At 58.1% G+C, this 22,160-nt stretch carries 21 protein-coding genes, 1 tRNA gene and 1 pseudogene; 11 read left to right on the top strand and 12 right to left on the bottom strand.

From position 1 onward, the window contains the following. The first annotated feature begins 152 nt into the window (after positions 1–152). Positions 153–1,394 (top strand): Nramp family divalent metal transporter, encoded by a 1,242-nt coding sequence (locus tag D8B20_RS12145; RefSeq protein ID WP_261388025.1) that lies wholly within the window; start codon positions 153–155, stop codon positions 1,392–1,394. A gap of 50 nt (positions 1,395–1,444) precedes the next feature. On the opposite strand, the gene D8B20_RS12140 is transcribed toward D8B20_RS12145, so the two are convergent. After that, positions 1,445–1,789, bottom strand: coding sequence for a DUF2502 domain-containing protein (locus tag D8B20_RS12140; RefSeq protein ID WP_145889118.1), 345 nt, complete (start codon positions 1,787–1,789; stop codon positions 1,445–1,447). A 157-nt stretch (positions 1,790–1,946) separates the two neighbouring features. Next, the gene (gene mgrA / locus D8B20_RS12135) at positions 1,947–2,936 is read right to left on the bottom strand and encodes an L-glyceraldehyde 3-phosphate reductase (RefSeq protein ID WP_145889117.1); all 990 of its coding nucleotides are present in this window, start codon (positions 2,934–2,936) and stop codon (positions 1,947–1,949) included. A 208-nt stretch (positions 2,937–3,144) separates the two neighbouring features. Here mgrA and D8B20_RS12130 point away from each other — a divergent pair, with 208 nt between their 5' ends. Continuing rightward, the gene (locus D8B20_RS12130; RefSeq protein WP_145889116.1) at positions 3,145–4,812 is read left to right on the top strand and encodes an alpha-keto acid decarboxylase family protein; all 1,668 of its coding nucleotides are present in this window, start codon (positions 3,145–3,147) and stop codon (positions 4,810–4,812) included. A 153-nt stretch (positions 4,813–4,965) separates the two neighbouring features. Beyond that, positions 4,966–5,931 carry a glucokinase gene (gene glk / locus D8B20_RS12125; protein ID WP_145889115.1) on the top strand — a complete coding sequence of 322 codons (966 nt, stop codon included), beginning with the start codon at positions 4,966–4,968 and terminating at the stop codon, positions 5,929–5,931. 32 nt (positions 5,932–5,963) lie between these two features. Here the strand turns inward: glk and D8B20_RS12120 are convergent, their stop codons facing one another. Further along, positions 5,964–6,689: a LytR/AlgR family response regulator transcription factor gene (locus D8B20_RS12120; protein ID WP_145889114.1), complete on the bottom strand. Its 726-nt coding sequence runs from the start codon at positions 6,687–6,689 to the stop codon at positions 5,964–5,966. Next, the gene (locus D8B20_RS12115) at positions 6,686–8,377 is read right to left on the bottom strand and encodes a sensor histidine kinase (protein ID WP_145890553.1); all 1,692 of its coding nucleotides are present in this window, start codon (positions 8,375–8,377) and stop codon (positions 6,686–6,688) included. The genes D8B20_RS12120 and D8B20_RS12115 overlap by 4 nt, the downstream gene beginning before the upstream one ends. Before the next feature lie 261 nt (positions 8,378–8,638). On the opposite strand from D8B20_RS12115, the pseudogene D8B20_RS12110 reads away from it, so the two are divergent. Beyond that, positions 8,639–9,163 (top strand): annotated as a pseudogene (locus D8B20_RS12110) (GNAT family N-acetyltransferase). Between the two features lie 141 nt (positions 9,164–9,304). Next, on the top strand, positions 9,305–10,537 hold the full coding sequence (gene alaC, locus D8B20_RS12105; protein WP_145889113.1) for an alanine transaminase: 1,233 nt from the start codon (positions 9,305–9,307) through the stop codon (positions 10,535–10,537). A gap of 42 nt (positions 10,538–10,579) precedes the next feature. On the opposite strand, the gene ypdK is transcribed toward alaC, so the two are convergent. The 3 genes from ypdK to D8B20_RS12090 form a co-directional block, all read right to left on the bottom strand. Beyond that, positions 10,580–10,651, bottom strand: a complete 72-nt coding sequence (gene ypdK / locus D8B20_RS12100; RefSeq protein WP_006120362.1) for a membrane protein YpdK — start codon at positions 10,649–10,651, stop codon at positions 10,580–10,582. Positions 10,652–10,853: 202 nt separating this feature from the next. After that, a complete protein-coding gene (locus tag D8B20_RS12095) occupies positions 10,854–11,882 on the bottom strand; it encodes an HlyD family secretion protein (RefSeq protein ID WP_145889112.1) in 1,029 nt (342 codons plus the stop codon). A 5-nt stretch (positions 11,883–11,887) separates the two neighbouring features. Beyond that, on the bottom strand, positions 11,888–13,489 hold the full coding sequence (locus tag D8B20_RS12090; RefSeq protein ID WP_145889111.1) for an MFS transporter: 1,602 nt from the start codon (positions 13,487–13,489) through the stop codon (positions 11,888–11,890). 149 nt (positions 13,490–13,638) lie between these two features. Between D8B20_RS12090 and D8B20_RS12085 the strand changes: the two genes are divergently transcribed. The 4 genes from D8B20_RS12085 (at position 13,639) to D8B20_RS12070 (ending at position 16,232) form a co-directional block, all read left to right on the top strand. Then, positions 13,639–14,424 (top strand): IclR family transcriptional regulator, encoded by a 786-nt coding sequence (locus D8B20_RS12085; RefSeq protein ID WP_145889110.1) that lies wholly within the window; start codon positions 13,639–13,641, stop codon positions 14,422–14,424. A gap of 7 nt (positions 14,425–14,431) precedes the next feature. Continuing rightward, positions 14,432–14,884 (top strand): universal stress protein, encoded by a 453-nt coding sequence (locus D8B20_RS12080; protein WP_145889109.1) that lies wholly within the window; start codon positions 14,432–14,434, stop codon positions 14,882–14,884. A 9-nt stretch (positions 14,885–14,893) separates the two neighbouring features. Then, a complete protein-coding gene (locus D8B20_RS12075; RefSeq protein WP_145889108.1) occupies positions 14,894–15,697 on the top strand; it encodes a hypothetical protein in 804 nt (267 codons plus the stop codon). 253 nt (positions 15,698–15,950) lie between these two features. Further along, positions 15,951–16,232 carry a putative periplasmic lipoprotein gene (locus D8B20_RS12070; RefSeq protein ID WP_145889107.1) on the top strand — a complete coding sequence of 94 codons (282 nt, stop codon included), beginning with the start codon at positions 15,951–15,953 and terminating at the stop codon, positions 16,230–16,232. Positions 16,233–16,300: 68 nt separating this feature from the next. Here D8B20_RS12070 and D8B20_RS21640 read toward each other — a convergent pair whose 3' ends face one another. Both D8B20_RS21640 and D8B20_RS12065 read right to left on the bottom strand, forming a co-directional pair. After that, positions 16,301–16,447 (bottom strand): hypothetical protein, encoded by a 147-nt coding sequence (locus D8B20_RS21640; protein WP_186454369.1) that lies wholly within the window; start codon positions 16,445–16,447, stop codon positions 16,301–16,303. Positions 16,448–16,713: 266 nt separating this feature from the next. Further along, the gene (locus D8B20_RS12065) at positions 16,714–17,928 is read right to left on the bottom strand and encodes an MFS transporter (RefSeq protein ID WP_145889106.1); all 1,215 of its coding nucleotides are present in this window, start codon (positions 17,926–17,928) and stop codon (positions 16,714–16,716) included. 266 nt (positions 17,929–18,194) lie between these two features. Between D8B20_RS12065 and D8B20_RS12060 the strand changes: the two genes are divergently transcribed. After that, complete coding sequence (locus D8B20_RS12060) at positions 18,195–18,434, top strand: hypothetical protein (protein WP_145889105.1); 240 nt, start codon at positions 18,195–18,197, stop codon at positions 18,432–18,434. A 35-nt stretch (positions 18,435–18,469) separates the two neighbouring features. On the opposite strand, the gene D8B20_RS12055 is transcribed toward D8B20_RS12060, so the two are convergent. Beyond that, entirely contained in the window at positions 18,470–19,369 is a 900-nt protein-coding gene (locus tag D8B20_RS12055; RefSeq protein ID WP_145889104.1) for a DMT family transporter, read from the bottom strand. A gap of 182 nt (positions 19,370–19,551) precedes the next feature. Between D8B20_RS12055 and D8B20_RS12050 the strand changes: the two genes are divergently transcribed. Next, positions 19,552–20,415 (top strand): helix-turn-helix domain-containing protein, encoded by an 864-nt coding sequence (locus D8B20_RS12050; protein WP_145889103.1) that lies wholly within the window; start codon positions 19,552–19,554, stop codon positions 20,413–20,415. Positions 20,416–20,833: 418 nt separating this feature from the next. Here the strand turns inward: D8B20_RS12050 and D8B20_RS12045 are convergent. Both D8B20_RS12045 and D8B20_RS12040 read right to left on the bottom strand, forming a co-directional pair. After that, positions 20,834–20,908: transfer RNA gene (locus tag D8B20_RS12045), tRNA-Arg, on the bottom strand. A gap of 117 nt (positions 20,909–21,025) precedes the next feature. Continuing rightward, on the bottom strand, positions 21,026–21,949 hold the full coding sequence (locus tag D8B20_RS12040; RefSeq protein WP_145889102.1) for a formate/nitrite transporter family protein: 924 nt from the start codon (positions 21,947–21,949) through the stop codon (positions 21,026–21,028). Positions 21,950–22,160 lie beyond the last annotated feature (211 nt).

Raw genomic sequence — 22,160 nt, 5'->3', positions numbered from 1 at the left:
TTTTTAGCAAGCGCTATATTTACGCTGGTGTATAGCAAAGGCTATACTTTATAGCAGTATCTATTACTGCAATAAACATAACCAGATATCACTTGCCTGGAATGACCGCTAAGCTGCAAAGGTCATACAAGCGTCAGGACAGGACAAACACTATGTCAGAAAGCCGCACCGCAGAGCGCGCTGCTCGCGGAGCCAGAAAGATCAAGCTTGCGCTGCTGGGGCCGGCCTTCATCGCCGCCATCGGCTATATCGATCCCGGTAACTTCGCGACCAATATTCAGGCTGGCGCGGCTTACGGCTATAAGCTGCTGTGGGTCGTGGTGTGGGCAAACGTCATGGCAATGCTGATCCAGCTGATGTCTGCCAAACTGGGCATCGCCACCGGTAAAAACCTGGCGGAACATATTCGCGATCGCTTTCCGCGCCCGGCGGTGTGGTTTTACTGGGTTCAGGCGGAGATTATCGCGATGGCGACCGATCTCGCGGAGTTCATCGGCGCGGCGCTCGGGTTTAAACTGCTGCTGGGGATTTCGCTGCTGCAGGGCGCGGTGCTGACCGGTATTGCCACCTTCCTGATTCTGATGCTGCAGAGTCGCGGACAAAAGCCGCTGGAGCTGGTCATCGGCGGCCTGCTGCTGTTTGTGGCGGCGGCATATATTGTGGAGCTGTTTTTCTCGCAGCCGAAAGTCAGTGAGTTGGTGGTTGGCATGGCGCTGCCTTCGCTGCCCACCTCAGACGCGGTATTCCTGGCGGCAGGCGTGCTGGGTGCCACCATCATGCCGCATGTGATTTACCTGCACTCCGCGCTGACGCAGCACGGTAATCGCGGCAGCAAAGCCGAACGCTATTCATCCACCAAACTGGATGTGGCCATCGCCATGACCATCGCCGGCTTTGTTAACCTGGCGATGATGGCCACTGCCGCAGCGGCGTTTCACTTCAGCGGCCATACCAGTATTGTCGATCTCGATCAGGCGTATCTGACGCTGCAGCCGCTGCTCGGTCAGGCGGCGGCCGTGGTCTTTGGCTTAAGCCTGGTCGCGGCAGGGCTCTCCTCAACCGTGGTGGGCACGCTGGCCGGACAGGTGGTGATGCAGGGCTTTATCCGCTTTCATATTCCACTCTGGCTGCGCCGGGTCATTACCATGCTGCCGTCGTTTATCGTCATTATGGCCGGCTGGGACCCGACGCGCATTCTGGTGATGAGCCAGGTGCTGCTGAGCTTCGGCATCGCGCTGGCGCTGATTCCGCTGCTGTCGTTTACCGGCAACCGCGACATTATGGGCGCAGAACTGGTGAACTCGCGGCTGATGCAAAACGCCGGACGCCTGATTGTGGTGCTGGTGGTGGCGCTGAATCTCTACCTGCTGGTGGGGGAAGCGCTGGGCTGGTAAATCAGGCGGGCAGAAAAAAATCCCGGTGCTGCAGAGGCACCGGGATTTTTTTAATGGTGATGATGGTCGTGATGGTCATGGCCGGGGCCGTGCCGCCAGTGTTCACGGCGTTCGCGTTCATGCCAGCGGCGTTCACGTTCACGCTCGTAAGCGCGGTGGCGCTTCCACTCTTCATGACGCCACCAGCGACGGTCGTTGTACTCATAGCGGTCATGCCACCAGCGCGGTTCACGCCAGCGACCGCCATCCCAGTAGTAACCGCGGCGATCGCGATCGCCGAGATGCAGAGAGATGCCGGGTGCAAGATCGAGGGGGGCGCTGTTGGCCTGAGCTGTGTGTAAAGTTAACGGGGACAAGGTTGCCAGCACTGCGGCAAACAAAATAGCACGTTTCATCAGTTCTCCTTGTGGCAGCATCGAGGCTACCCTGGGCGTCAGTGTGCCACATCGGACCAGCTGTGCCTTGAGACTTTTTCTGAAAAAAACGCGCCCGGCCTGCACGCAGCGTTTTGTGCTGAATTATCTGCCCGGCCGGTGCCGGGCAGGAAAGCGGTTACACCAGAACAGCGTCAATGGCGCTGAGTTCGTTTGTTGTCAGCGCGGGCTGGCTCAGCATGGCCACGGCGTCGTCAATCTGCGCCGTTTTGCTGGCACCAATCAGCACTGACGTGACGCGCGCATCGCGCAGCACCCAGCTGAGCGCCATCTGCGCCAGCTTCTGACCGCGCTGCTGCGCAATTGCCTGTAACTGCTGCACCTTCGCCATTTTCGCCTGCGTCAGCTGGCTCTCATTGAGGAATTTACTGCCGCTGGCTGCGCGTGAATCTTCCGGAATGCCCTGCAGATAGCGGTCTGTTAAGACGCCGCCCGCCAGCGGTGAAAAAGCAATACATCCCACGCCCTGATCGCCCAGTACATCCAGCAGGCCGTGCTCCGGCGTGCGCTCAAACAGCGAATAGCGCGGCTGGTGGATCAGGCACGGCGTGCCGAGATCGCGCAGAATCGCGATTGCCTGCGCCGCCTGGTCTGCCGGATAGTTAGAGATCGCTGCATACAGCGCTTTGCCCTGACGCACCACCTGATCCAGCGCCCGCATTGTCTCTTCCAGCGGCGTTTCCGGGTCCGGTCGGTGATGATAGAAAATGTCCACATACTCCAGCCCCATGCGTTTCAGGCTCTGATCGAGACTGGCAATCAGATATTTGCGTGAGCCCCAGTCACCGTAAGGGCCTTCCCACATGGTGTAGCCCGCTTTGGTGGAAATCAGCAGCTCATCGCGCAGTCCGTGAAAATCCTCGCGCAGGATACGGCCAAAATGGCTCTCCGCGGCACCCGGCGGTGGCCCGTAATTATTGGCCAAATCAAAATGGGTAATGCCGCGATCAAACGCGTGGCGCAACAGCGCCCGGCTGGTATCGACGCGCGTGCTGTCACCAAAGTTGTGCCACAGGCCCAGCGAAACGGCCGGCAGTTTCAGGCCGCTGCGGCCACTGCGACGGTAGTGCATCTGCTGATAACGCTCAGGATGAGGAAAAGAGGTCATGCAACGTTCCTGTTCAGAGAAAGGGAAGGTGTCGGCGCGCAGTGTATACGCTTACACTGCGTTGAAACGCGCCAGCGATCGCATCCTGCAGAATTATCTGTCGTCGTAACGATTGGTTGCCAACAATGACAGTACAATGATGGCGAAATTCTCGCCAGCTCAGCCACTTCGCCAATACTCCTGTTAACCCTTTGCGCAGGAGTGCTTCATGAAAACCCATACCGTTGGCGACTATTTACTGCAGCGTCTGCATCAGGCAGGTATCCGGCATCTGTTTGGCGTACCGGGTGATTACAACCTGCAGTTTCTCGACAGTGTGATTGCCCATCCGGAGATCGCCTGGGTTGGCTGTGCCAATGAGCTTAACGCGGCTTACGCCGCCGATGGCTATGGCCGCTGCCGCGGTGCAGCCGCGCTGCTGACTACTTTCGGCGTCGGTGAGCTTAGCGCCATTAACGGCATCGCTGGCAGCTATGCGGAATACGTGCCGGTGATCCACATTGTGGGCGCGCCCGCCAGCACGGCGCAGCGGCAGGGCGATTGCGTGCACCACTCGCTGGGCGACGGCGATTTTCGTCATTTTCTGCGTATGGCGCAGGAGGTCAGCGCTGCTGCGGCCGTGCTGACCGCAGACAATGCGGTGGCAGAGATTGATCGCGTCATGGATGAAGCGCTGTATCAGCACCGTCCCGGCTATCTGCTGCTGGCCGTGGATGTGGCCGCGGCAGAGATTGCGCTGCCCGTCAGCCTGCCGGCGGCACCGGCACCGGCACCGCAGCACTCTGCGGTGGCCGACGCCTTTGCCGCCGCGGCCGGGCGGTTACTGGCACCGGCTCAGCGCGTCTCGCTGCTGGCGGATTTTCTCGCCGGACGCTGGCAGCTGCAGGCTCAGCTGGCTGAGCTGCGCGAACAGCGCGCCATTCCAGCCGCCACGCTGCTGATGGGCAAAGGGGTACTGAATGAACAGCAGCCGGGATACGTCGGTACTTATGCCGGTGAAGGCAGTACGCCGCAGGTACGCGCGGCGATTGAAGAAACCGAGGTCACGCTGTGCGTCGGGGTGCGTTTTACCGATACCCTGACAGCGGGGTTCACCCAGCAATTACCGGCAGAGCGGCTGATTGACCTGCAGCCGTTTCAGGCCACGGTCGCCGGAGAGACCTTTGCTCCGCTCAGCATGGCGCAGGCGCTGGCTGCGCTGCTGCCGGTTTATCAGCAGCACTGCGCGCATTTTGCGCTGGCGCAGGCCAGTGCGGAGGAAGCTACCGCACCGGCTGCTGCTGCGGTAATCAGTCAGCAGGCATTCTGGCAGGCAATGCAGCGCTTTCTGCAGCCAGGTGATATCATTCTTGCCGATCAGGGAACGGCGGCATTTGGTGCCGCGGCGCTGCGTTTACCGCAGGGTGCAGAGCTGATCGTGCAGCCGCTGTGGGGGTCGATTGGCTATACTCTGCCCGCGACTTTCGGCGTGCAGACCGCCTGCCCTGAACGGCGGGTAATTCTGATTATTGGCGACGGCTCAGCGCAGCTGACGATTCAGGAGCTGGGTTCCATCCAGCGTGACGGCCTGCAGCCGCTCATCTTTTTGCTGAATAATGAAGGCTACACGGTAGAGCGTGCCATCCATGGCGCTGAGCAGCGCTACAATGATATTGCGCAGTGGAACTGGACCGCGCTGCCGCAGGCGATGAGCCTGCACAGCAGGGCACAAAGCTGGCGCATCAGTGAAACGGCGCAGCTGGAGGCGGTGCTGGCGCGGCTCAGCGCGCAGCGCTGTCTGTCGCTGGTAGAGGTAGTGATGGATAAACAGGATCTGCCGCCGCTGCTGCGTAAGGTGACGGCGGCGCTGCATCAGCGCAACAGCCGCGCAGTTTAGGATAGTTGCCTCTATACAGCCGGGCGCACAATCGCCAGGCTGTGCGTCGCACTGAATGAACAACGCTCATCGTGCTGGTGGGCGTTGTTGTTTTATTGGCAGGCTTTTATAGTGTCCTGCAATTGTATATGACCCAAGCGGAGCAGCAGAAGAATGACAAAATACGCCCTGGTCGGCGATGTGGGCGGGACGAACGCTCGCCTCGCTCTGTGTGAGGTGGAAACCGGCACCATCTCCCAGGCCAAAACATTCTCCACATCAGACTACGACAATCTGGAAGCGGTGATTCGTCACTATCTGGACGAACAAAAACAGGATGTTATCCACGGCTGCATCGCCATCGCCTGCCCAATCACCGGCGACTGGGTTGAGATGACAAACCATGACTGGGCGTTCTCCACCCGCCAGATGAAAGCCAGCCTTAATTTTGAGACGCTGGAAATCATCAATGATTTCACCGCCGTTTCGATGGCGATCCCGATGCTGTCGGAAACCGATGTGATTCAGTTCGGCGGCAAAGCGCCGGTGAAAGACAAACCGATTGCCATTTACGGTGCCGGCACCGGACTCGGTGTCAGCCATCTGGTGCATGTGGCGCAGCGCTGGGTCAGCCTGCCGGGTGAGGGCGGTCACGTTGATTTTGCGCCGAACAGCGAAGAGGAAGACGCGATTCTGGAAGTGCTGCGTGCTGAACTCGGTCACGTGTCAGCCGAGCGCGTGCTGTCAGGTTCCGGCCTGGTGAACCTTTACCGGGCGATTGTGAAATCTGACAACCGCGAGCCTGCCAACCTCAAGCCCAAAGATGTCACCGAACGCGCGCTGCAGGACACCTGCATTGACTGCCGCCGGGCGCTGACGCTGTTTTGCGTCATCATGGGCCGCTTTGGCGGCAACCTGGCGCTGAATCTCGGCACCTTTGGCGGCGTGTATATTGCGGGTGGCATTGTGCCGCGTTTCCTGGAGTTCTTTAAAGCCTCCGGCTTCCGCGCCGCTTTTGAAGACAAAGGCCGCTTCCGCGACTATCTGGTGGATATTCCGGTTTACATGATCACCCACGATCAGCCGGGCCTGCTGGGTGCCGGGGCGCATCTGCGTCAGGCGCTGGGCCGCATTCTGTAATGCCTGCAGGCGAGCGGCGTCCGCCGTTCGCCTTATAACCGCATCAGCTGACGAAACGCTTTGACTTTGCTGCGACTCACCGGCACCTGCGCCTCCAGATCGCGCAGCTTCACCAGATAGGTGTTGTTGAACCACGGCTCAATCTCCCGAATCTTACTCAGGTTCACGCAGTATGAGCGGTGACAGCGGAAAAACAGCGCCTCTGGCAGGCGGCTGCAGAACTCCGTGATGGCCATCGACATGACGTAAGCTTCACGGCGCGTGTAGACAAACGTCAGCTTTTCATGCGCTTCCACATAATAGATCTCGCTGATATCGGTGACGATAATACGATCGTCTTTCACCAGATTCACGGTTTGCGGCGCGCTGGCGGCAGGGCTGTGCGGCAGCGCCTGCTGTTGCATGGTGGCTTCCAGTTTGCGCAGCATGGTGACGATGCGCGCTTCGTGATACGGCTTCAGGATGTAATCAAATGCGTCCAGTTCAAACGCCTCCACCGCATGCTCTTTCCAGGCTGTGATAAAAACGATCAGCGGTTTGTGCGTGAACTGGCTGATGTTTTGTGCCAGCAGCATGCCGTCCAGCGACGGAATATTGATATCAAGAAAAATGACATCCACCCGATGCGTTTGCAGGTATTTCAGCACGTCCAGTCCGTCATCGAAGCAGGCTTCAAGGCTGATCTGACTGTGCTGCTGAATCATCCAGCTCAGCTCCTGCTGCGCAAGAAATTCGTCTTCGACAATAATGGCTTTCACGCGGAGGCTTCCGTTGGCGGGTGCAGCGGCACAGGCAGCGGCTGTCCGGTTTTATTAAGGGTAAAGGCAATTTCGGTGCCCGGCTGGTGGCGGATGATGCTCAGGCCCTGACCGGAAAGCAGCTTCACCCGATGATGCACGTTGAGCAGGCCGATTTTATTACCCGGCATGTCGTTACGCGCCACGCGGCTGATCATCTCTTCACTGATGCCGGCGCCGGTATCGCGCACGGCGATGCGCACGCAGTCACCCAGATCCTTCACGCTCAGCGTCACCACCCCTTTGCCGCGACAGGGCTGAATACCGTGCACGATGGCATTCTCCACCAGCGGCTGAATCAGCAGGCTGGGCAGCAGCAGATGCACATCTTCATCGATATCAAAAATCACCGAGAGCTTGTCGCCAAAGCGGGCCTGTTCGATGGCAACATAATCCTTAACCTGCCACAGCTCTTTCTTGATATCGATTGGCTCGTCGTCATTGAGTTCCAGGTTGTAGCGCAAATAGCGCGAGAGATTAATCACCAGCTGACGCGCCGTATCCGGATTGAGACGGATGGACGAGGAGATGGCGTTCAGGGCGTTAAACAGGAAATGCGGATTGATCTTGCTTTGCAGCGCCCGCAGTTCCGCTTTGTTCGCCATTTCACGCAGCTGTTCAGCGCGCGACACTTCCAGCTGAGTAGAGATGATCTGCGACAGCCCAATGGCCATCTCTTTCAGCGAACCGGTGATGCGGTGCGCGCGACGATAGTAGATTTTCAGCGTGCCGGTGACCTCGCCTTTTTCCCACAGCGGAATCACCAGAATAGAGTGAATATCCCGGGTACGGTGCGCTTCATCGTTGTTACGGATAATGATTTTACCGCTGGTGATGGCCTGTCGGGTGGTGGGGCTGATGCCGTCATCGCCGTTGTGGTAATTCTGCTCGCCATAGCCCACATAGGCGAGAATCTGCCGGGTGTTGGTTATCGCCACGGCATCGGCGTGAATATCGCTGCGAATAATGTCACACACCTGCCGCAGCGCGTCGCGGTTGACCTGGCGGAACAGCGGCAGGGTTTTATTGGCAATCTCCAGCGCCAGCTTGGCCTGGCGCGCAGCAATGGCCTCTTTTTCCCCTTCCACGCTCTGCACCAGCAGCACAATCAGACCGATGCTGGACGCGCCCAGAATCATCGGCAGCGCGATATCGGCCACAATGGTCAGCCCCAGCGTCATGGGTTTCGCCCACAGCACAATCAGCAGCATGGTCAGGCTTTCACACAGCATGCCGCCGAGGATACCGGCGCGCCAGCGCTGCTCCCTGCTGACGCGGCGATGAATAATGCCTGCCGCGATACCGGCAATAATACTGGTGATCAGGCAGGGCACCGACGTGACGCCCCCCATATCGGTCAGGAAGCGGTGCAGGCCGGCAATGACCCCGGTAGTGATGCCGACCCACGGCCCGAACAGGATGCCGCCCGCCATCACGGCAATCACGCGGACATTGAGCAGTGAGCCATCCACCGCGATACCGGACCAGGTGCTGAACAGAGCAAACAGGGAAAAAATTGCCGTTACCGCGGCTTTTTCACCGGCGGAGTGCTCATCTTTTTGCAGCAGCTGACGGAAAAGCCGCGTGCGCGTCAGAAAAAACAGGCAGATCAGCATCAGCGCGGCGCGGTCAAAGACCGCCAGCAGCATGTCAAAATGGGCGGGCACGGGGGTTCTCAGGCAAGGCATTCATGCCGCTATGATAAAAAATGTGATCGCGATCCGCCAGCACCCCGGTAATCTGCCCGCGCTTCTCCTGGCCTGGATCAATCTTTACCGGCGTAAAAGGGCGGTATGACGCCGGGCAGACGCAGCACGCAGGAAAACCGATGGTGGAATCCGTGCGCCCGCCTCTGGCTGTCAATGAGGCGGTTTGCTATGGTGCCACAGACCCTGTAGCGGAGCGCAGCAATGCAATTACATACCTCGCGTTTGATCCTGAGTCGTCTGCAACCGGAAGACTGGCAAATCTTCAGAGCGGTACACGAAGACGCCGCCACCATGCGCTGGGTCAGCGAAATCCCGGACGAAGCCGATATCCGCCAGCGCTTCACGGAGCGTCTGGCCCCGTGGCAGCCAGCCAGTTTCCACATGCTGTGTCTGGTGGCCCGCCTGCGTGACAGCGGCGAAGCCATTGGCCTGTTTGGCTGCAGCGCGGAATGGCACCCTTATCGCCAGGCGGAGGTCGGTTACATGCTGCGTCATGCGTATACCGGTCAGGGCTACGGCAGCTAAGCGCTGGCCGCGCTCAGCACCTTCCTGCTGGAGGCAGAGTTTCACAAACTCAAGGCGCTGGTGATTGAAGGGAACTGGCCGTCGCGGCGCATTCTGGAGAAGAATGGCTATCAGCTGGAGGGCACGCTGCGCGACAACTATCAGCTTAACGGTGAGTGGGTGAATGACTGGGTATTTGGCCGCCTGACGCCCTATCGCTGATTCCCCGGCAGCCCGTTGCAGAAAAAAGCGGCGCTGCCTCTCGACAATCCTGTTAACGGCGCGTTATGTTCTTGTTTCGGTCACGGCAAGTGACCCACGTCGCTCGGACGGTCCGGGCGCTCACGTAATCCAGAGGACATCATGGCTGATAACAGCACACCCCGTCGTTTCTCACGTATTGAACGCCTTCCGCCCTATGTATTTAACATCACCGCTGAACTGAAGATGGCTGCGCGCCGGCGCGGCGAAGACATCATTGACTTTTCGATGGGGAATCCGGACGGTGCCACGCCACCGCATATTGTCGAGAAGCTTTGTCAGGTGGCGCAGCGTGAAGATACGCACGGCTACTCCACGTCAAAAGGCATTCCGCGTCTGCGCCGCGCCATTTCGCGCTGGTACGCCGATCGCTATCAGGTGGATATCGATCCGGAATCCGAAGCCATTGTCACCATTGGTTCGAAAGAGGGGCTGGCGCATCTGATGCTGGCAACGCTCGACCACGGCGATACCGTGCTGGTGCCCAATCCCAGCTATCCGATTCATATCTACGGCGCGGTGATTGCCGGCGCGCAGGTGCGCTCGGTGCCGCTGGTGGCCGGCGTGGATTTCTTCAACGAGCTGGAGCGGGCAATACGCGAAAGCTATCCAAAACCGAAAATGATGATCCTCGGTTTCCCCTCTAACCCGACTTCACAGTGCGTTGAGCTGGATTTCTTTGAGCGGGTCATCGCGCTGGCAAAACAGTACAACGTACTGGTGATTCACGATCTGGCTTACGCCGATATCACCTACGACGGCTGGAAAGCGCCATCGATTATGCAGGTGCCTGGCGCGCGCGACGTGGCGGTGGAGTTCTTTACGCTGTCAAAAAGCTACAACATGGCGGGCTGGCGCATCGGGTTTATGGTTGGCAACAAAGAACTGGTCGCGGCGCTGGCGCGCATTAAAAGCTATCACGATTACGGCACCTTCACGCCGCTGCAGGTGGCGGCAATTGCCGCGCTGGAGGGCGATCAGCAGTGCGTGCGTGACATCGCTGAGCAGTATAAGCGCCGGCGTGATGTGCTGGTGAAAGGATTACATGAAGCCGGCTGGATGGTCGACCTGCCGAAAGCCTCGATGTACGTCTGGGCAAAAATCCCGGATCGCTATGCGCATCTTGGCTCGCTGGAATTTGCCAAACTGCTGATGCAGGAGGCCAAAGTCTGCGTTTCGCCCGGTATCGGCTTTGGTGACTACGGCGATACACACGTCCGTTTCGCGCTGATTGAAAACACCGATCGCATTCGTCAGGCGGTGCGGGGCATTAAAGCGATGTTTCGTGCGGACGGCATTTTACCGGGAACGGTAAAAGTGCTGGAGGAAGAGTAAGCGTAAATCGGGGCGACTGAGAGGTCGCCCCGCCTGGCGGCTCTAGAGCATCAGCACAAAGGTGCCGACCCAGAGTAAGACGAAGAAAGAGATTCCCATCAAAGCGTATTTCACAAAGCAACTCCTCTGACCGGTTACAATGATGGCGATCCCAAACCAGCGTAACCCGAACAGAATAAGAGAAAGGTGGAGTTCATTATCGCTACACGCTTTCTACTCAGGTCGCTCCGGGCTGCCCCGGAACAGGATCGAGCGCTAATTTACGCGTAATCGATCCGAAAATAAATAGGTCACTTCTGAGAACCAGCTCACATTTTCATCGGGTTTCAATCTGCGGAATCGCCGACATGCCGACACGTAATTGCGCCAGATCGGGTTGGTCTGCATCAAGCACAATTTTCACCGGCAAACGCTGAACAACCTTAGTGTAGTTGCCTGTGGCGTTATCGGGAGAAAGGGCAGAGAAGGTCGTACCGGTGGCGGGCGCAATGCTGTCTATATGGCCGGTAAACGTCCTGCCCGGCAGAGCATCCACCGTCACCGTAACGCGCTGTCCCTGATGCACGTCGGCCAGCTGGGTTTCCAGATAGTTGGCCGTGATGTAGGTTTGCTGCAGCGGAACCACGGCCAGCAGGCGCGTACCGGCACTGACATACGCGCCAGTGCGCACTGAACGCTGGCCTACCATACCGTCAACCGGCGCCACAATGCGGGTATAAGAGAGGTTGAGCTGCGCCTGATCAACGCTGGCCTGTGCGGCGGCAACGTCCGCTTCCGCCTGACGCAGCGCCGCCTGCAATACGCCGACCTGTTTGACTGCCGCCGCCAGCGCGGCCTCGCTCTGGCGCACCGCCGCGGCGGCAGAGCGCTGCGTCGCGTTGGCTTTTTGCTGATCGTCAGCGGCAATGGTGCCGCTTTTGTACAGCTGGTTATAACGCGCCGCACTCTGACCGGCATACTGCGCCGAGGCCTGACTGGCCGCCAGCGTAGCCCTGGCCTGTTCGATGGTTGACTGCTGCTGTTCCAGCTGCGCCTGCGCGCTGAGGCGCTTCGCTTCACTGACCTGCAGGCTGGCCTGCGCGGTTTCCAGCGCCACGCGATAATCGCGATCGTCCAGCGTGGCGAGCAGATCGCCCGCCTTCACGCGCTGGTTATCCTGCACGTTAACGCGGGCGATATAACCTGACACTTTCGGTGCCACCAGCGTGTAATCGGCGTTGACATAGGCATCGTCTGTGCGATGGTCGTGACGGGTCATGGCGGACCAGACAACAAAAGCCATCGCCAGCAACAGCAGCAGCAGGGCGCTTAACAGCAGCGTTCTTTTCGTAGCAAAAGCATGCATAACAATTATTCCGACGTGGTCTTAACAGGATGAATCAGGGTTTGCGGTGGCCAGACGCGTTTTGCCAGACATAACGTCAGCAGTAACAGCAGCGCGGCAAACGCGGTAAGCATCAGCCAGGCGTCGCTCAGGCTCAGCACCATCGCCTGATGGCGCACCAGGGTAGCGAAACCACTGAGGTTCTCTGCGCTGCTGACGCTGCCGTCCGGCAACAGAGGCAAGCGGCTGCTGGCCCCGGCGCTGTCCGCTGCACGCATCAGCCAGCTGCGGCTGGCCGCCTGGTCTACCAGCACGCTGGAGTGAAATTTCTCACGGTGGCTGATAAACCACTCCACCAGCGTGCCGGCGGCAATGCTGGAAAAACCGCGTACGGTATTGAACATCGCCGAGGCAAAAGGCCCTTCCGGCGGGGCCACCACGCTGGTGGCGCTCATCAGCACCGGCAGAATCACCATCGGCTGACCAAACGCCTGCAGGATCTGAATCAGCCAGAAATTCTGGCGTGCCCAGTCTGTCGTAATGCGCATCCCCAGCAGGCAGGCGATCACCAGCAGCGTCACGCCAGCCGCCAGCACCCAGCGGCAATCCACCCGGCGAAGGTTCAGCAGTGCGGCAATCAGCGGCGCGATCAGTAACTGCGGCAGGCCGATGGTCAGCGCCAGTGGCGCAAATTGCACGGTACGAAAGCCTTCAACCTGGCTGAAATAGGCCGAGGGCAGAGCCGAACCGGAAAGCGAGAGAATCAACACCCCTGCCAGCACCAGCAACCCGTGCGCCAGATTGTGACGGCGCAGCATCTGCAGTTTGAACAGCGGCAGCGGATGGAACCACTCGTTAATAAAAAACACCGTCAGCAGCGCCAGCGCACTGAATAACAGCGCACTGAACAGCGGCGAAGCCAGCCAGTCGAGCCGTTCGCCCTGGGTCAGCGCCAGAATCAGCAGCGCGATACCGCTACAGCCGGTCAACATGCCAAACAGGTCGATCTGCTTAAAGCGCTCCGGACGCAGCGGGTCCTGCGGCAGGCCCAGGCCGATCAGCAGCATCGCCACCAGCATCGCAGGCACCACCTGCCAGAACACAAACATCCAGCTGACTTCATCGGTCCAGAACGCGGCCAGCGAAGCGGCCATGTTGGGACCAAAGGTGGCGGTCAGCGCATAGGCGCCAAGCCCGTAAAGCTTGATCGGCGGCGGCAGAAAACGCAGCGCCACCGTCATCAGCAGCGGCGGCAGCGCCCCCCCGAACAGCCCCTGCACCACGCGCAGCGCGATAAACAGCGGTGCACTGGTGACCAGCGGCAGCAGCAGCCCGCACAGCATAAAACCCGCAGAGACGGCGAGCGCAAAGCGGCGCAGTGAAAACGTGACGGCAAACCAGGGCGCGATCATCATGGCCGCCACCTCGGCTGCCTGATAGGCAGACACAATCCAGCTGCCCTGGTCGTAACTGATGCCAATAGCCGCCCGGATATCAGCCAGCGCGATATCCGTTACGCGATCGTTCAGTCCGGAGGTCAGTGCGGCGATCAGCACGCCCACCAGCCCGAGCGCCAGGCGCAGGGTAAACGGATGAGGCACTGGAGCCGCAGCAGGCTGGGCGTTCATAACGGGATTCTCGTGATTATTGATGCAGTGTATTGCAATGTGATACAGAGGTGAATCTTACATTCCGGTATGATGTATTGCAATGCGATACAGGGTATAAAAGTGCGGTCAATCGCGCTAAAGTAGGGCAGGCCAAAAAGGAACGCATCATGTCAGAACATCCCTCCAGCCGTGAGGATGAAAAAGCGGGTGGCATTCAGGTCATCGCGCGCGCGGCAAAAATTCTGAATGCGCTGGGCGATCATCCCGGCGGCATGAGCCTGGGTGAGATTGCGCAGGTGGTCGACCTGCCGCGTTCGACCGTACAGCGTATCGTGGCGGCACTGGACAGTGCCCAGCTGGTGCGCAGCAGCGGCGCGGGCGGTCTGCGCCTCGGGCCGGCGCTGCTGAAGCTGATCTCCAGCGTGCACAGCGACGTCGTCGAGATTGTCCGCCCCTTTCTGGAACACCTTTCAGCAGAGATCAACGAAACGGTTTCCCTGTCGCGCGCCAGCGGGACACAGCTGGCGATTGTGCATTATGTCGTGGCGACGCGAGAGCTGCGGGTGGTGCCGCGTATCGGGCTGAATCTGCCGCTTTACAGCACCTCCGGTGGCCGTGCGCTGCTGGCGATGGAGAGTGATGAAGATGTGCGGCTGCTGGTGGGCGAAGCCTATAAAGAGCTGACGGAAAAAACGGTCAGAACGCTGCCGCAGCTACTGGCGCTGATTGCTGACGTGCGCGCCAGTGGACTGGCTATCGATCGCGGTGAAACGCTGGAAGGCATCTCTACCATGGCGGTGGCGATCGACACGCTGCTGGGGCGCTTTTCCATTTCGCTGCTGGTGCCGACAGCGCGCTTTCATAAGCATGAAACGCACTATCGTGATGCGCTGATACAGTGTAAAGAGGCGCTGATTCGCGAAATCGGCAAAATGACGGCTGTGGAGGGATAACACACTGATGAAAACCTTACTGATGGCGATTGATAACTCACCGGTGGCAGACAAAGTCATCGCGCTGACGATTGAGCAGGCGCTGGCGCAGCAGGCGCAGGTGCGGGTGCTGTGCTGTATCGATCCGGCCTATTCATCCTGCAGTCAGCCGATGGAGATTGACGCAGGCGAAGATCCGGACGATTTTGTTGCAGCCAAAGATGAGCAGAACACCGCAGAAATGGTAGTGCGCCGGGCGCTGGCACCGCTGCTGCGCGCCGGTATTCCGGCAAAAGGCATGATTGTGGCGGGCGAAGCGGCAGAGACTATCGTGGCGCAATCCGCTGCGCTGCACGCCAGTATGATCATTATGGGGCGCCGCCCTCTGTCTCCGTTCAACCGCCTGCTCAAAGGCTCCGTCAGCGCGGCGGTGATTGAACGGGCGCACTGCCCGGTTTTGATTGACGTTCGTAAGGATTAACGCCGTACCATGCTGTCGCTTTTCTCACTCATGCTGGCCGCTTTTGCGCTGCTGGCAGTGGTTATTATTATTCTGATACGTACAACTGCGCTGCGCGTCTGGCAGGGGCTGGTGCTGTTTTTGCTGCCGTTACTGCTGGCGAATCTGTTGTGGTTCAGCTGGTTGCATCCGCGTCAGCAGCGGGAAGCGCTGGCGGCTGAGGTAGCCGCACGGTTGAGCGAGGCGCCGGGCTATCGCGTGCTGAAACAGCAGGAACCGGCGCTGTGGCAGTTGCTGAATCGCGAACTGATGCACAAGCTGGCAGAAGGGGTGCCCGCCGATCAGGCGCTGGGCGATATGCGCGGCTGGCTGATGGATTTGGTGAATCAGCGCATGACGCGCGCCAGCGATGAAGCGATCATTCACTATATCCGGATTTCCGTGCAGGAGATGCAGGCGCTGCAGCAGCAGGATACGCAACGCTGTTTCCGTTTTCTTTATCCGCAGGTCAGCGGAGGCGTTAATCTGCAGCAGGTTTTGCCGCCAGCGCTTAATCAGCAGGACGGTGAAGCGCTGGAGCAGCTTCTGCAGCATAGCACCGGTGAGGAACTGCCGGTCGATCAGGCCATGGCGCAGCGCGATTTGCAAAGCGTGGTGCAGACACTTTATGGCAAGTGGGGTGACAAACTGCAGCAGCTAAACATGCCGGCTGATACAGCGGTGGATCGCAGCGCAATGTGCGCAATGTCGGTGGATTTGTATAACGGCATTCTGGCATTGCCTGACAAACACGCCGCCAATCTTTTACGTAAGATGGTCAGCCTTACCGGTTAGCGGGCAAAAAAAAGCCCGCTCAGCACGGGCATAAAGGTCACTTTCAATATGTCTTTTTAGCTATGTCACCTGGTGTGGTGCAGACATCGTGTTGTCTGAAAGCATCATCACACGCGCCGGATGATATAGAAAACCGTTTGGTTTTATCAATTTGATTGGCAAAAGCTTTGGCTTTACAGGACATTTCGCGCTTTTTCTGATAGAAGCGCACGGCGCAGGCTTTTACACTGCTTCGCCTGAAGAGGATATCTGAATGAAAAAAATGCTGATAAGCGCTGCGGCGCTTTTAATGCTGGCCGGTTGCAGTGTCAGCAAACCAGGGGGATTTGAGCGCGTGGATGAAGACAGCAGCTCAAATACCGTGCAGTACCGCTACGATCCGCAAACATTAAATAAAGATGCACTGGAACTCGATCTGGCCAGTTATTGCAGCCAGCGGGGATTTGATAAAGTGGAATCGTTGCCTGCCGAAGACAGTCATCTGCCGGGATTAAAGAAAGCCTGGTATCAATGTAATTACGCGGTAAAAAGCTAAAAAAACAGGGCGGGATAAATTCCCGCCCTTTTTATTTTCTTATTATGTGCTGTGTGTGCTTTGCCCGATTAGCGGCGATGCCATCCGCCATGCCCGTGATGCCAGCCGCCTCCGCGACCGTGTCCCCAGCCGCGGTCATGATCATGCTCAATAATACAGCCACTGAGCATCGACATAATGGCCACGACCGATGCGACCTTTATCACTTTCTTCATGGAGAGTCCTCCTCTTTTCCAATGACGCCAGAATAGCGGGGAAAAGTGGAGTGAAGATGCAGCGAATGTAGAGTTATTTCTGCAAGTATTTCCGGATATGTCAATTAAATGCTAAAAATGAAACGGCAAATAATAAACCAATCGGAATAGGCCGAATGCGTAATGATAATAACGCGAATATTCCGAAATGCAAGGCGCGGTAAGCGTTATATTCAGCGGCGGTAACAAATAAAAAACGCCGCGCGTTAGCGCGGCGGTCGGAAAGATCAGTGATGCAGCAGCGGCCCGGCCAGCGCCTGACGCTGGGGCAAACGGATGCTCAGCGACAGGATAAACGACAGCACCAGCAGCGTCATGATCAGGCTGAAGGTGACAGTGAAGCCGCCCGACAGCGAGGCAACCAGCGAGCCCAGTACGCTGCCGATACCAAAACCCAGGTAGATCAGCCCGTAGTTTTTCGTGAGATTATTCAGCCCGAAGAAATCGCTGACCAGCGAAGGGAACACGGTGATCGTGCCGCCGAAGCTAAATGCCACGCAGGCGAGCGAGAGAAAGAAGGTGGTTTCCGTCATGCGGGTAAACAGCAGAATGCTCATGCCGAGCAGGGAGATCATCTGCGCCAGCGAAATAACGCGGATGCGCGCCATTTTGTCTGACAGTACGCCGAGGATCAGCCGGCCACTGAGGTTGGCCACCGCAATCACGGTCACGGCGCTGGCGGCGGTTTGCGCGCTGAGGTGCACCAGCACCTCACCAATATCTTTAGCCACGCCAATCACGTACAGGCCGCTCATACACGCAGTAAGAAACATCAGTGCCAGCATCCAGTATTGCGGTAAGCGTACCGACTGCGCCAGCGTATAGTCGCGCGCCGCCCGCTGCGTGTTGTCTGCCGCCTGGCGAACCGGTGCATCATGCATCAGCAGCGCACCGGCAATAATCATGCTCATCGCCAGCCCGCCCCAAATCAGAAAGGTGTTTTCCAGCCCCTGAGTGCTCAGCAGGGCACCGCAGATAAACTTAAAACCCAGGCTGCCCAGCCCGTAAGCGCCGATTGAGCAGGCGGAAATTAACCCTTTGCGCTCGGGAAACCATTTTACGCAGTTAGAGAGCGTCAGCAGATAACCGGCCCCGTCGGCCAGCCCAATCAGAATACCGGCGCTGAGGTACAGCATCATCAGGTTATCGGCATGGGCGGTCAGCCAGAAACCTGTTGCCATCAGCACACCGGCACCGATGGTGACGTTGCGCACGCCAAAGCGCTCCTGCAGCTTACCGGCCAGCGAAGAGGCGATCGCCAGCCCGAGGCTGAGCAGGCCAAAGGAGAACGCCACCTGGCTAACCGGCGCGTCCAGCTTTTGCGCCAGCTGCCCGTTGAACAGGCTCCAGGTATAGACCGAACCCAGCGCAAACTGGGTAATGACGGTACCGATAAGCGTCAGCAGGCGCATACGCGCAGGGGACAGGGCAGTCGCTTTCATTTTCTCTCTCCCAGGGGGAATGCGGAATCTGTTGCCATCTTAAGCGCCTGACGCGCGTGCGGGGGCATTGCGCCGCAGAAGGCCACCCTGCGGGAACGAAATGCCACAAATCGGGCATGAATGGCATTGCGCGCGGTAAAAGCGCAGCGCGGATGTCAGCGGATTACCAGCGGTGTGAATGTGTAACAGCAGGTGTTCAGCGCAGCTTTTGCCCGGCAGGATTCGGCATCTTTGCCAGGCTTATAGTTCACACAACAGGAGGAAATATGAAAGACCGAGCATATGAATCCGCGTCCAGCGAGGCTGAAGTTTGCTGCATTATCGGTCAGGCGGTGGTCGAGTTAAGCGATGAGCATCAGCCTGTCAATAAGTCCACGCTGTCGCTGAAACTACTGGCGATGGCCGATCGCGACAGAGACGATGACCGCGTGCTGCTTTACTGGATTGCCAGAAAAGCCATCAATCAGCCTCATCAGCTCAATAATGGCGTCAGCGGCTGGCGCTAGAGGAGCGACAGAGCGGGCGCAACGCCCGTTCTTGTTCAGGCGGTGCGCAGCTTCCGGCTTGCCGGCCAGCAGGCAAACATCACCAGATTACCAGCCAGAATCATCAGCAACCCCACGATCGCATTACTGTGCCACTGATAGCCTTCGTACAGCGTAGAAAGCGTCAGCGCCACCAGCGGAAACAGCAGCGTGCAATAGGCAGCCTGACTGGTGCCGATACGTCCTGCCAGCGTGAAGTAAGCCCCGAAGCCCACTACCGAACCGAAAATCGCCAGATAACTCATCGCACCCAGCCACTGCAGGTTGTGGGCAGGTGCAAGCCCTTCACCGTTCATCAGCGCCATCAGGGCCATCAGCACCGCACCGTACAGCATGGCGTAACTGTTGGTGGTCAGCACATCCCGCTGCTGACGCTGGTGGCGCATGGAAATCATATTGCCAAAAGAGAATCCCAGCGTTCCCAGTGCGCTCAGCCCGACGCCCCAGAGAAGTTGCGGTGCCGACTGCGCGGCCTGAATATCCTGCCAGAACAGCGCCACCATGCCGCCAAGCCCGAGCAGCGCCGCAGGCACCAGCCGGACAGAAGGGCGCTGACGGAAAAACACCCAGCTATTGATTGCGTTATACAGAACCGCCATCGAAAAGATCACCGATTCCAGTCCGGTACTGATCAGCGCGGCAGCATGATAAAAGCAGACAAAATTGAATCCAAAGACGCAGCCACCCTGCGCCAGGCAAAACAGATGATCGCGGCCGGAGAGCGACCTCAGGCGGTTCAGCAGTTTCAGTATGACCAGCATCACCCCAGAGGCCAGCAAAAAGCGCCAGAAAATAGCGACAAAAACCGGCGTATCAGCCGCCTGCTGCTGCAGGAAAATGGCAATCCAGGTGGTGCCCCATATCAGGACGACGGCAAGGTATAACATCAGGTTCATGCTGTGCACTCCGGCAAAAATCAGGCGGGCAGTGTGGCAGAACCGGCAGATTCCGCGCTTGCAGGGCTTTGCGCGCAACTTGCAAAATCTTGCGCATTTTTGTGTGCTGGCCGGCACTGGCCTGTTTTCTGTCTGACGGGATGGGTAAACTGGGCATTCATTCACACGGGCAGTGATGCGACATGCAGAATTATCAGACCTTTACCATGCTTCAGCGCCACAAAGCGCAGCTGCGCGATAGCGTATCGCTTTCCAGCGGAATGCAGCTGGCTTCCTGGTTTAACAGCGGCGATCGCGTCACTAACCTTAGCGATCATCACACGCTCAGCTTGTATACCGCCGATGGATACGATACCTGGCATAAAACGCCGCACGGCTGGCGCAACGGCGGCGCGCCGGATCGCTTCTGCCTGATGCCTGCGGGTACGGAATCGACCTGGGATCTGCGTGCCGATTTGTCTTTTGTGCATCTTTACTGCACGGAGGCGCATCTGCGCCAGCTTGGCGAGCAGATATGGGATCGCAGCCCGGCGCAGCTTACCCTGCATGAAAAAGTGTTTGCCGATGACGATCGCATTAAGCAGCTCTATCGCCATTTCCTGCTGAGCACAGAGTGGCAGCAACCGGCAAATCAACTGATGCTCAGCACTGCCTCAACGCTGCTGCTGACGCACCTGCTGCAGCACTACAGTGACGTACAGTGGCGGGCACCTCAGGTGCGTGGCGGGCTGGCTCCGGCGGTGCTGCGCCGCGTACTGGCTTACATTGATGCGCAGCTCGATCAGCCGTTAACGCTGGCGCAGCTGGCAGCGGAAGCGGCACTGAGCGAGTATCACTTTGCGCGTATGTTCCGCCACAGCACGGGATCGGCGCCACATCAGTATGTCATGCGCCGCCGTATGGACACCGCACAGCAGCTGCTGAAAACCAGCACCTTATCCCTGACCGATATCGCGCTGCGCTGCGGGTTCCACTCATCCAGCCATTTCAGTCACCGCTTCCGTCAGCTGCACGGCGTCGCCCCCTCTGTGTGGCGACAGCGCTGAGCGGCAGGCACAGCCTGGCTGTCAGTCGCTGAAGCCGTGCATACAAGGCTGTGTAACCCTATCCCTGCACTGAAGTAGATCCTGAGCCAGCCTAAAACATTTCGGACTGATAAAAGAGAGTGGCTTTATGCAGAATACGCAGGACAATTAACGCCTTTTCATTATCAGCCTGACTTTTGTAGGGGAAAGAAGAAACCGCTGGCCCACGTCTGACAGTACCGCTTTTATTTGGATTCAACTGAATCAATCTACATTTCCGTCAGCATATGGGCATAATGCCAGGGGTGATTTGCAATGTGCCCGCAAAAAGTTGGCGCAGTCAATTCGACCCGGTTTGCATCGGTTCGTATCGGGAGATCGTGAAGGCTGATTCTGTAAGGGATTTGTTCGTGTCGGTGAAGGCAAGTTCAGATCAGAATGGTGTCCCCTGCAGGAATCGAACCTGCAACTAGCCCTTAGGAGGGGCTCGTTATATCCATTTAACTAAGGAGACATCCGGCGCGCAGTATAGCGCACCGCATGCAGAATTTTAACTGTACGCCGGCTGTTTGCTCATTCTGTCAGCAATAGCCACCCATCATGCCTGTTCTGTCAGCAACAGCCGCCGCCATCATGCCTGCTTCTCTTTCTCCTGCTGCTCTTTGCGCTGCTTTTCGGCACGCGCTTTGGCTTTGGCTTCTTCGCTCATGTCATTACGGATTTGAGCATGACTGATCAACGCAAATATCAGCGTACCGCCCGTGATATTGCCCAGCAGGGTAGGCAGCGCAAACGGCCAGAAAAAGTCCTGCCACGGCAGCGTGCCGGAAAACACCAGATACAGCACTTCTACCGAACCCACCACAATATGCGCCAGGTCGCCCAGCGCGACCAGCCAGGTCATCATCACGATAACCACGATTTTTGCGCCGCCCGCATAGGGGAACATCCACACCATGGTGGCGATGATCCAGCCGGAAATCACCGCATTGGCGAACATCTCTCCCGGCGTATTTTCCATCACCTTTTCGCTGATGGCGGTAAAGGCCTGGCGCGTCGCATCGTCAAAAATCGGCATATGGGTAAATGCCAGCGCGCCGATCGCTGTGCCGATCAGGTTGCCCGCCAGCACCACACTCCACAGCCGCAGCAGCAACATAAAGTTACTGCCGGTGGGTTTGTGCATCACCGGCAATACGGCGGTCACGGTGTTTTCAGTGAACAGCTGCTGGCGCGCCATAATGACAATCACAAAGCCAAAGGTGTAGCCGAGGTTTTCAAACAGGAATGCCCCCGGCACGCCTTCCAGATGCACCTGAAAGATGCCTTTTGCCATCAGGGAGGCACTCATGGAAAGGCCCGCTGCAATCGCTGACCACAGCAGCGCCATGCCGTCACGCTCCAGTTCTTTTTCGCCGTCCTGACGAATCTCTTCGTGAATGGCCGCCGCGCGCGAAGGCAGAGCGTCCTCATCCACTTCAATTTCCTTGCCTTGCTCCTTCTCTTCACTGTCGACGTCGTTATTGTTTTCTGTCTCTGTTGGCGTTTGCTTCATGTTTTCTCCCGGTGATAATGCCAGCGCGTAATAAGCGTAGACGCTTTTAGCAAGGGCGAAATGTTACGAAGATTCTCTCTAAGCGTAACAAAGTTTTAACCGGGGTGTTTTTTTCTGCAATTTGCCGCTTCCGGGCGCACGAATGCGCCATTCAAAGGCCGCGCGCCCGCTGCCACAGACTTCGGCCCCTGGCAGCATTGTGATATTATCC

Source organism: Candidatus Pantoea soli, assembly GCF_007833795.1.
Lineage (GTDB): Bacteria > Pseudomonadota > Gammaproteobacteria > Enterobacterales > Enterobacteriaceae > Pantoea > Pantoea soli.
This window is presented reverse-complemented; position numbering and strand designations above follow the sequence as displayed.

Excerpts from the sequence above, each read along its gene's own strand:
- D8B20_RS12145 (WP_261388025.1), top strand. The coding sequence starts at position 153 with ATGTCAGAAAGCCGCACCGCAGAGCGCGCTGCTCGCGGAGCCAGAAAG.
- D8B20_RS12140 (WP_145889118.1), bottom strand. The coding sequence starts at position 1,789 with ATGAAACGTGCTATTTTGTTTGCCGCAGTGCTGGCAACCTTGTCCCCG.
- mgrA (WP_145889117.1), bottom strand. The coding sequence starts at position 2,936 with ATGACCTCTTTTCCTCATCCTGAGCGTTATCAGCAGATGCACTACCGT.
- D8B20_RS12130 (WP_145889116.1), top strand. The coding sequence starts at position 3,145 with ATGAAAACCCATACCGTTGGCGACTATTTACTGCAGCGTCTGCATCAG.
- glk (WP_145889115.1), top strand. The coding sequence starts at position 4,966 with ATGACAAAATACGCCCTGGTCGGCGATGTGGGCGGGACGAACGCTCGC.
- D8B20_RS12115 (WP_145890553.1), bottom strand. The coding sequence starts at position 8,377 with ATGCTGCTGGCGGTCTTTGACCGCGCCGCGCTGATGCTGATCTGCCTG.
- alaC (WP_145889113.1), top strand. The coding sequence starts at position 9,305 with ATGGCTGATAACAGCACACCCCGTCGTTTCTCACGTATTGAACGCCTT.
- D8B20_RS12095 (WP_145889112.1), bottom strand. The coding sequence starts at position 11,882 with ATGCATGCTTTTGCTACGAAAAGAACGCTGCTGTTAAGCGCCCTGCTG.
- D8B20_RS12090 (WP_145889111.1), bottom strand. The coding sequence starts at position 13,489 with ATGAACGCCCAGCCTGCTGCGGCTCCAGTGCCTCATCCGTTTACCCTG.
- D8B20_RS12085 (WP_145889110.1), top strand. The coding sequence starts at position 13,639 with ATGTCAGAACATCCCTCCAGCCGTGAGGATGAAAAAGCGGGTGGCATT.
- D8B20_RS12080 (WP_145889109.1), top strand. The coding sequence starts at position 14,432 with ATGAAAACCTTACTGATGGCGATTGATAACTCACCGGTGGCAGACAAA.
- D8B20_RS12075 (WP_145889108.1), top strand. The coding sequence starts at position 14,894 with ATGCTGTCGCTTTTCTCACTCATGCTGGCCGCTTTTGCGCTGCTGGCA.
- D8B20_RS12070 (WP_145889107.1), top strand. The coding sequence starts at position 15,951 with ATGAAAAAAATGCTGATAAGCGCTGCGGCGCTTTTAATGCTGGCCGGT.
- D8B20_RS21640 (WP_186454369.1), bottom strand. The coding sequence starts at position 16,447 with ATGAAGAAAGTGATAAAGGTCGCATCGGTCGTGGCCATTATGTCGATG.
- D8B20_RS12065 (WP_145889106.1), bottom strand. The coding sequence starts at position 17,928 with ATGAAAGCGACTGCCCTGTCCCCTGCGCGTATGCGCCTGCTGACGCTT.
- D8B20_RS12060 (WP_145889105.1), top strand. The coding sequence starts at position 18,195 with ATGAAAGACCGAGCATATGAATCCGCGTCCAGCGAGGCTGAAGTTTGC.
- D8B20_RS12055 (WP_145889104.1), bottom strand. The coding sequence starts at position 19,369 with ATGAACCTGATGTTATACCTTGCCGTCGTCCTGATATGGGGCACCACC.
- D8B20_RS12050 (WP_145889103.1), top strand. The coding sequence starts at position 19,552 with ATGCAGAATTATCAGACCTTTACCATGCTTCAGCGCCACAAAGCGCAG.
- D8B20_RS12040 (WP_145889102.1), bottom strand. The coding sequence starts at position 21,949 with ATGAAGCAAACGCCAACAGAGACAGAAAACAATAACGACGTCGACAGT.